The sequence below is a fragment of the Propioniciclava sp. genome (assembly GCF_036744435.1).
Taxonomy (GTDB): domain Bacteria; phylum Actinomycetota; class Actinomycetes; order Propionibacteriales; family Propionibacteriaceae; genus Propioniciclava.
In genome coordinates this window covers 25013-32419 of sequence record NZ_DAIOIA010000022.1, presented here as the reverse complement: position 1 = coordinate 32419, position 7407 = coordinate 25013, and the positions used below count along the sequence as shown (strand labels likewise).

Below are 7407 nucleotides of genomic sequence, written 5' to 3'. Positions count from 1 at the left end.
AGCCGACCAGCGTCCAGGCCAGATCCAGCCAGGATTGCGGCTGTCGCGCGGGCCATAGCAGGCGACGCACGCGTCCCGCCTCCGGTGGGGCGGCGGGGTAGAGGTGGCGCGGGATCGGTTCGCCGCGCAGCGCCCGCAGGCGCAGCCGCTCGAGCGTTGCGAAGCCTCGGGCGCACAGCAGGGCGGCGACGAGGACCGCCAATCCCACCCAGACGATGACGAGCGCGGCACCGGTGAGGGCGAGCGTCCAGGACAGCAGGAACGCGGCCAGGCTGAGCGGGAAGCTGGGCGCGAGGTAGGCGGCCTGAGCGCCCCAGCGGGCCAAGGCTGCACGGACAGCCGACCGGCGCTCTGCCACCGGGGAGTCGAGGGGATCGGGCACCTGGTCATCTTCGGTGTGCGCATGGGCCGTTGTCATGTCCTCGACGCTACGGATGTGGCTCGGCGGCCACGATCCCGCTGGCGCGACACTGGGGTGTCGGGCTGGCCCGACTGCAGCTCCCCGCCGATCCGGACTGGGGCCGGGGCCTCCCCGCACGTGAGCGGGCGGCCCGCGGTGTCCCCCTCTTGCGCGAGAGGCGGCGCCGCCCTAACCTACAACCAAATGGTTGTACGACAGTGGAGTGAGTCTCAGGTGGACCGGGTCTTCCGGGCGCTCGCCGACGCCACCCGGCGCGACATCGTCCGCCGCACGATGGCGGGTGGAGCGAACGTGACCGAACTGGCCGCCGACTACGCCATGTCGTTCGCGGCGGTGCAGAAGCACATTGCGGTGCTCGAAGGCGCAGGCCTGGTCACCAAGCAGCGCCGCGGACGCGAACGGGTCGTGCGAGGAGACGTGGAGGCGCTGCGTCGCGTCCATGGCCTGCTCGACGACCTCGATCTGGTGTGGCAAGGCCGGATCGACCGGCTCGACGCCCTGCTGCCGACGGATCCCTCCACATCCGATCCCACGACGCTCGCACCCACCGCGTCCCCACTCGACGCAACCGACCCCACGACGACCGACCCCACGACGACCTGAGCGGCGCCGCCGCGACGGCCCACCGAAAGGAATCATCATGCCCGTCACATCTCTCACCCGCGACGCCGAGGCGCTCACGCTCACCGTCGTCGCCGACTTCGGCGTGTCACGGCAGCGCCTCTGGGACGCCTACGTCGACGCCCGGCAGATCGAGAAGTTCTGGGGGCCGCCGACGTATCCCTCCACGTTCACCCGCCACGACGCCTTCGTCGGGGGACGCAGCCACTACTACATGACCGGCCCGGAGGGGGAACAGCACGGCGGCTACTGGGCCTGGGAGGTGGTGGAGGAACCGAGCAGGTTCGTGGTCACCGACGGGTTCGCCGACCTGGAGGGCAACCCCGCCGAGGAGATGACCGCCATGCGCGCGGAATTCGACTTCGAGGAGACCGACGCCGGCTCCCGGCTCACCGTCACCTCGACGTTCGCCAGCGCCGAGCAACTCGAGCAAGTCGTGGCGATGGGCATGGAGGAGGGCGTCCGCGAGTCCATGAGCCAGATCGACGCCGTCCTGGCCGACCTGGCGTCGTTTGCCCTGGGTGCGGGAACCCAGACGCAGATCCTCAGCGACACGCAGGTGCGCATCACCCGGATCATCCGCGGCTCGGTCGCGGACGTGTGGCGCGCTCACCACGACCCCGACCTGATGAAGCGCTGGCTGCTGGGGCCCGACGGCTGGACGATGCCGGTGTGCATCGTCGCTGAGAACGTCGGCGACACCTACACCCAGCAGTGGGCCAGCGAGGACGGAGAGCAGAGCTTCGGCTTCACCGGCACCCTGCTGGAGTCGGCGTCCCCGCACCGCGAGGTGACGACGGAGCAGATGATCGGCACCGAGGGCCCGCAGACCCGCAACGAACTCACCCTCACCCCGGCCCAGGGCGGGACGCTGCTGTCGCTGGTCGTCACCTACCCCGACGCCGCCACCCGCGACATGATCCTGGGGACCGGCATGGCCGACGGCATGGAGACCTCCTACGCCCGGCTGGAGCGGGAGGTGCTGGGCTCCTCCTAGCGTGAGCGTGGGTGTCCGGGGTGACGGCGACTGTCCCCCGGACACCACCCGCCGGGCAGGGGCGGCCGCCTTACCATCGAGACGTGACGGACGACTACTACGGCCTCGATCTCCCGCTGGTGTATGCGGGCAAGGTGCGGCGCATGTACGCGCTGCCCGACGTCGAGGCGGTCGACGGCAGAGGGCCCGGTCGGTTCCTGATGGTCGCCACCGATTCCATCTCCGCGTTCGACCACGTCTTGTCCAGCGTCATCACCGACAAGGGGGCGGTGCTGACCAAACTGAGCCTGTGGTGGTTCGACCAGTTGGCCGATCTGGTCCCCAACCACGTCGTGTCCGCCGACGTGCCCCCGGCCGTCGCCGGGCGCGCCCTGGTCACCGAACGGCTCGCCATGATCCCCGTCGAATGCGTCGTGCGTGGATACCTCACCGGTTCGGGGTGGGCGGAGTACCGCACGACCGGCACCGTGACCGGCATCCGGCTCCCCGCTGGCCTGCGCGACGGCGACCGACTGCCGGAGCCGATCTTCACCCCGGCCATCAAGGCCGAGTTGGGGGAGCACGACGAGAACGTTCCGTTCGAGCGGATCGTCGAGCTCCACGGGCGCGAGACCGCCGAGGAACTAAGGCGGCTGTCGCTGGCGATCTACGCGCGTGCCGAGAAGATCGCCCGGGAGCGCGGCGTGATCCTGGCCGACACCAAGTTCGAGTTCGGACGCCGCGCGGACGGCACCATCGTCTTGGCCGACGAGGTGCTCACCCCCGACTCGTCACGGTTCTGGGACGCCGAACGCTGGTTCCCCGGCGGCGCCCAGCCGAGCTTCGACAAGCAGTTCGTGCGCGACTACCTCGCCGAGCAGTCGGGCTGGAACAAGAACTCCGACGTCCCCCCGCCTGCGCTGCCGGCGTCCGTCGTCGCTGCCACACGGGATCGGTACCTGGAGGCCTACACCCGGTTGACGGGGCGTCCGTTCAACGCCTGACCGGGCCTGACGCCCACGGTGGCGGCCGCGCGCGTTGGGCAGCGGTGGGTCCGATAGGATCGCGGCCATGGCGCGAGTGATCGTTGACGTGATGCCGAAGCCGGAGATCCTGGATCCCCAGGGCAAGGCGGTGACCGGCGCACTCAAGCGCCTCGGATTCGAGGGGCTGACGGTGCGTCAGGGCAAGCGGTTCGAGATCACCGTCGACGGCGAGGTGACTCCCGAGCGTCTCGACGAGGTGCGCGATGCCGCGGAGAAGCTGCTGGCCAACACCGTGATCGAGGCCTTCGACGTGCGGGTGGAGAACGCATGACCCGCGTCGGGGTCGTCACGTTTCCGGGCTCCCTCGACGACCAGGACGCCGCCCGTGCCGTGTCGGTGATGGGCTTGGAGGCGGTGCCGCTGTGGCACGCCGCCCACGATCTTGAGGGCGTCGACGCGGTGATCCTGCCGGGAGGCTTCTCCTATGGCGACTACCTGCGCTGCGGCGCGATCGCCCGGTTCAGCCCCATCATGTCCGAGGTCATCAAGGCCGCCGACGACGGCCTTCCCGTCCTGGGTATCTGCAACGGCTTCCAGGTGCTGTGTGAGTCGCACCTGCTCCCCGGCGCCCTGATCCGCAACGACCGGCGCACGTTCGTGTGCCGTGACCAGCGCCTGCAGGTCGTATCCCGCGACACCGTCTGGACGTGCGCGATGGATGAAGGCCAAGAGATCGAGATCGTCTTGAAGAACGGCGAAGGCCGCTATCTGGCCGACGAGGAGACGCTCGCCCGCCTGGAGGGCGAGAACCAGATCGTGTTCCGCTACTCCGGGCTCAATCCGAACGGTTCGGTCAACGACATCGCGGGCGTCACCAACGCCCGAGGCAACGTGGTGGGCCTCATGCCGCACCCCGAGCACAACGTCGAGGAACTCACCGGGCCCTCCCTGGACGGGCGGCTGTTCTTCGACAGCCTGGCCTCCTTCCTGTCCGCGCGCGTCTGACGCCGGGCGTTGGCGGCTAGCCGCCTGGCCCGGCTGGGTCGGGCGGTGAGGGTCAGCGTTCAGCGATGGACAGCCGTGCGTACAGCGGATGCGTCACCGGCAGCGTCAGGAGGGCTTGCGCCCCGTCGATGCCCTCACCCTGCGGGGTGATGAGCGCGAAGGTCGGCCACTGCAGTGTCAGGTAGTCGGTGAACCGGCGCAGGACGCGTTCGCTGCCGAATACGCCGCCGATGGCCGCGACGCGCGGCACGTTCGGGCCGCCGAGCCGGACGCGGCGCAGCGCCGCCTGCACCGACTCGGAGAGGTGAGCGGCAGCCTTGTCCATGATGGTGCCCGCTACCCGGTCGGAGGCGGCCACCTGGTTCACCTGGGCGGAGAACGCGGCGATCCGGGCGACTTTGTCGGGGTCGGACTGCAGTTCGAGGTAGGCATTCTCCAGGTCGGGGAACTCCTGTTTGAGCAACCCCGTGAGGGCCGTCATCTGGCGGCGGCCGTCGTAGCCGCGCATGGCGGCCTCCATCGCGGTACGACCGATCCAGTACGCCGATCCCGCGTCGCCGATGAGGTTGCCCCAGCCGTCCACCCGGGCCGCTTCGTGCGGACCGACGGCGAGGCAGATCGTGCCGGTGCCGGCGGCGATCACACAGCCCTCGCCGTCGCCGAGGGCTCCCAGGTAGCTGGTGATCGAATCGTGCGCGAGGACGACGCGGCGCACCGGCGTGCCCCCGAGCAGGGCGAGGAGGTCGTGGGCGGTCTCACGCCCCAGCCCGCTGGAGCCGACGGCGACGGTGGTGACGGGCCCCGGCGCGTCCCGGTCGGCCGCCAGTGCGGTGCGGATCAGGGCGTCCCATTGCGGTGCCAGCGGTTGAGCGGTGTTGACGCCGGTCAGCGACAGGTCGTCAGCGTCGGCCCCGACCAGGCGTGCGCGGGTCGAGGACTGACCCGCGTCCAGGGCTAGGGCGGTGGTCTGATTCAGCACGGTGGACCTCCCGTTGTCTAGGGGCGCGACCCCCGCGTCGCCGCCTGGACACCACGCTACAACGCCACTCGTTCCGGCGTCAGTCCTGCACCGACAGCAGGGGTGGGCGGCGACGGCGAGCGGGCTGTCGGCACGATAGATTGACGCCGTGGTCGACACGGTAGAGAACGCTTGGGCAACCCCCGATACGGAGCAGCCCTGGGCTGAACTCGGGCTGAAGGCCGACGAGTACACCCGCATCAAGGAGATCCTCGGACGCCGCCCCACCGGCTGCGAACTCGCCATGTACTCGGTGATGTGGTCGGAGCACTGCTCCTACAAGTCATCGAAGAAGCATCTGGCGCGCTTCGGGGTTCTGGGCAATGACACGCCCCGCGGGCCGCTGCTGGCGGGCATCGGCGAGCAGGCGGGCGTCGTCGACATCGGCGGCGACTGGGCGGTCACCTTCAAGATCGAGTCCCACAACCACCCCTCCTACGTGGAGCCCTACCAGGGTGCGGCCACCGGCGTGGGGGGCATTGTGCGCGACATCCTCGCCATGGGTGCCCGCCCCATCGGCGTCATGGACCCGCTGCGGTTCGGCCCCCTCGACGCCCCCGACACGGCCCGCGTCCTGCCGGGCATCGTGGCGGGCGTCGGCGGCTACGGCAACTGCCTGGGCCTGCCCAACATTGGCGGCGAGGTGATGTTCGACGCCACCTATGCGGGCAATCCGCTGGTCAACGCCTTGTGCGTCGGCGTCCTCAAGCATGACGACCTCAAGCTCGCGAAGGCGTCCGGTCTGGGCAACAAGGTGATCATGTACGGCGCGGCCACCGGCGGCGACGGCATCGGCGGGGCCTCGATTCTCGCCTCGGAGACGTTCGACGCCGACGGCCCCGCCAAGCGACCCAGCGTCCAGGTGGGCGACCCGTTCATGGAGAAGCTGCTCATCGAGTGCACGCTGGAGTTGTTCGCGGCGGGCATCATCACCGGCATTCAGGACTTCGGCGCCGCGGGCATCTCGTGCGCCACCTCGGAGTTGGCCAGCGCGGGCGACGGCGGCATGCACGTCGACCTCGATGTGGTCGTGCTGCGTGACCCGACGCTGTCGCCTGAGGAGATCCTCATGAGCGAGAGCCAGGAGCGGATGATGGCGGTCGTGCGTCCTGAGGACGTCGACACCTTCTTGGAGATCTGCGCCAAGTGGGACGTCCTCGCGACCGTGGTGGGTGAGGTCATCGAAGGTGACCGGCTGCTGATCGACTACCACGGTGAGCGTGTCGTCGATGTGGATCCCCGCACCGTCGCCCACGACGGCCCGGTCTATGATCGGCCCTCGGCGCGCCCGAACTGGATCGATGCCCTCAACGCGGACAAGGCGGAAGACTTGCCGCGCGCCCAGTCCGGTGGAGAACTGGCCGATCAGCTCCTCACCCTCATCAGCTCCCCCAACCAGGCCGACAAGAGCTGGATCACCGACCAGTACGACCGCTACGTCCGCGGCAACAGCGTCTTGGCGCAGCCGGAGAACTCCGGAATGCTCCGCATCGACGAGGAGACGGGGCTCGGCATCGCCTTGGCCACCGACAACAATCCGCGGTTCTGCCTGCTGAACCCCTACTTGGGCGCGCAACTGGCGCTGTCGGAGTCGTACCGCAACGTGGCCACCACCGGTGCCCAGCCGGTCGCGATCACCGACTGTCTGAACTTCGGTTCCCCGGAGGACCCCGACGTGATGTGGCAGTTCATCGAGGCGATCATGGGGCTGGTGGACGGATGCCGTGAGCTGGGAACGCCGGTCACGGGCGGCAACGTCAGTTTCTACAACCAGACCGACGGGGTGAACATCCACCCGACGCCGGTCGTCGGCATGCTGGGGGTCATCGATGATGTCGCTACCCGGACGCGTATGGGCTTTGCCTTCCCCGGCGATGCGGTGATGCTGCTGGGCGACACGCGGGACGAACTGTCGGGTTCCTCGTGGGCCGATGCGGTTCATCACCATCTGGGGGGGCTCCCGCCCATGCCTGACCTTGCGGCCGAGAAGGCTCTCGGGGAGGTACTGATCGAGGCCGCTCGGCGCGGCCTGGTCTCCTCGGCGCACGACTTGTCCGACGGCGGTCTCGCGCAGGGACTCGTGGAGTCGGCGCTGCGTCACGACCTGGGTGTCTCGTTGACGCTCCCCGAGGGCGATCCGACGATGTGGCTGTTCTCCGAGACTCCGGCGCGTGCGCTGGTGTCCTTGTCCGGTGAGCAGTACGGCGCGTTCGCCGAGCTGTGCGCCGAGAAGGGAGTACCGCTCACGCGTCTGGGTGAGGTTACCGGGGAGGGCGTGCTCGAGGTGCACGGGCAGTTCGCGCTGCCGCTGACCGCGATTCGGGAGCGGTGGACGGCCACCATCCCGGCCGTGTTGGGAGCGTGACAGGGGGAAACACCC

The 7407-nt window shown here is 69.4% G+C and carries 6 protein-coding genes and 1 pseudogene; 5 read left to right on the top strand and 2 right to left on the bottom strand.

Features of this window, described 5'->3' with window-relative positions; genetic code table 11:
• On the bottom strand, window positions 1-418 hold a 418-nt coding region (locus V7E09_RS04700), incomplete at its 3' end, for a sensor domain-containing protein (protein WP_324523081.1).
• Between the two features lie 186 nt (window positions 419-604).
• On the opposite strand from V7E09_RS04700, the gene V7E09_RS04695 reads away from it, so the two are divergent.
• The 4 genes and pseudogenes from V7E09_RS04695 to purQ all read left to right on the top strand — a co-directional run bounded on the left by V7E09_RS04695 (window position 605) and on the right by purQ (window position 4009).
• Entirely contained in the window at window positions 605-1024 is a 420-nt protein-coding gene (locus V7E09_RS04695; RefSeq protein ID WP_324523080.1) for an ArsR/SmtB family transcription factor, read from the top strand.
• Between the two features lie 37 nt (window positions 1025-1061).
• Complete coding sequence (locus V7E09_RS04690; protein WP_324523079.1) at window positions 1062-2039, top strand: SRPBCC family protein; 978 nt, start codon at window positions 1062-1064, stop codon at window positions 2037-2039.
• Window positions 2040-2182: 143 nt separating this feature from the next.
• Window positions 2183-3335 (top strand): annotated as a pseudogene (locus V7E09_RS04685) (phosphoribosylaminoimidazolesuccinocarboxamide synthase).
• Complete coding sequence (gene purQ / locus V7E09_RS04680; RefSeq protein WP_324509737.1) at window positions 3332-4009, top strand: phosphoribosylformylglycinamidine synthase subunit PurQ; 678 nt, start codon at window positions 3332-3334, stop codon at window positions 4007-4009. Before V7E09_RS04685 ends, purQ begins: the two are co-directional and overlap by 4 nt.
• 52 nt (window positions 4010-4061) lie before the next feature.
• On the opposite strand, the gene V7E09_RS04675 is transcribed toward purQ, so the two are convergent.
• Window positions 4062-4988: an N-acetylglucosamine kinase gene (locus V7E09_RS04675; RefSeq protein WP_324523078.1), complete on the bottom strand. Its 927-nt coding sequence runs from the start codon at window positions 4986-4988 to the stop codon at window positions 4062-4064.
• A 148-nt stretch (window positions 4989-5136) separates the two neighbouring features.
• Here V7E09_RS04675 and purL point away from each other — a divergent pair, with 148 nt between their 5' ends.
• A complete protein-coding gene (gene purL / locus V7E09_RS04670) occupies window positions 5137-7392 on the top strand; it encodes a phosphoribosylformylglycinamidine synthase subunit PurL (protein WP_324509735.1) in 2256 nt (751 codons plus the stop codon).
• Window positions 7393-7407 lie beyond the last annotated feature (15 nt).

What these genes read in the sequence shown, in the direction of transcription:
- V7E09_RS04695 (WP_324523080.1), top strand. Translation starts at nt 605, where the DNA reads ATGGTTGTACGACAGTGGAGTGAGTCTCAGGTGGACCGGGTCTTCCGG.
- V7E09_RS04690 (WP_324523079.1), top strand. Translation starts at nt 1,062, where the DNA reads ATGCCCGTCACATCTCTCACCCGCGACGCCGAGGCGCTCACGCTCACC.
- purQ (WP_324509737.1), top strand. Translation starts at nt 3,332, where the DNA reads ATGACCCGCGTCGGGGTCGTCACGTTTCCGGGCTCCCTCGACGACCAG.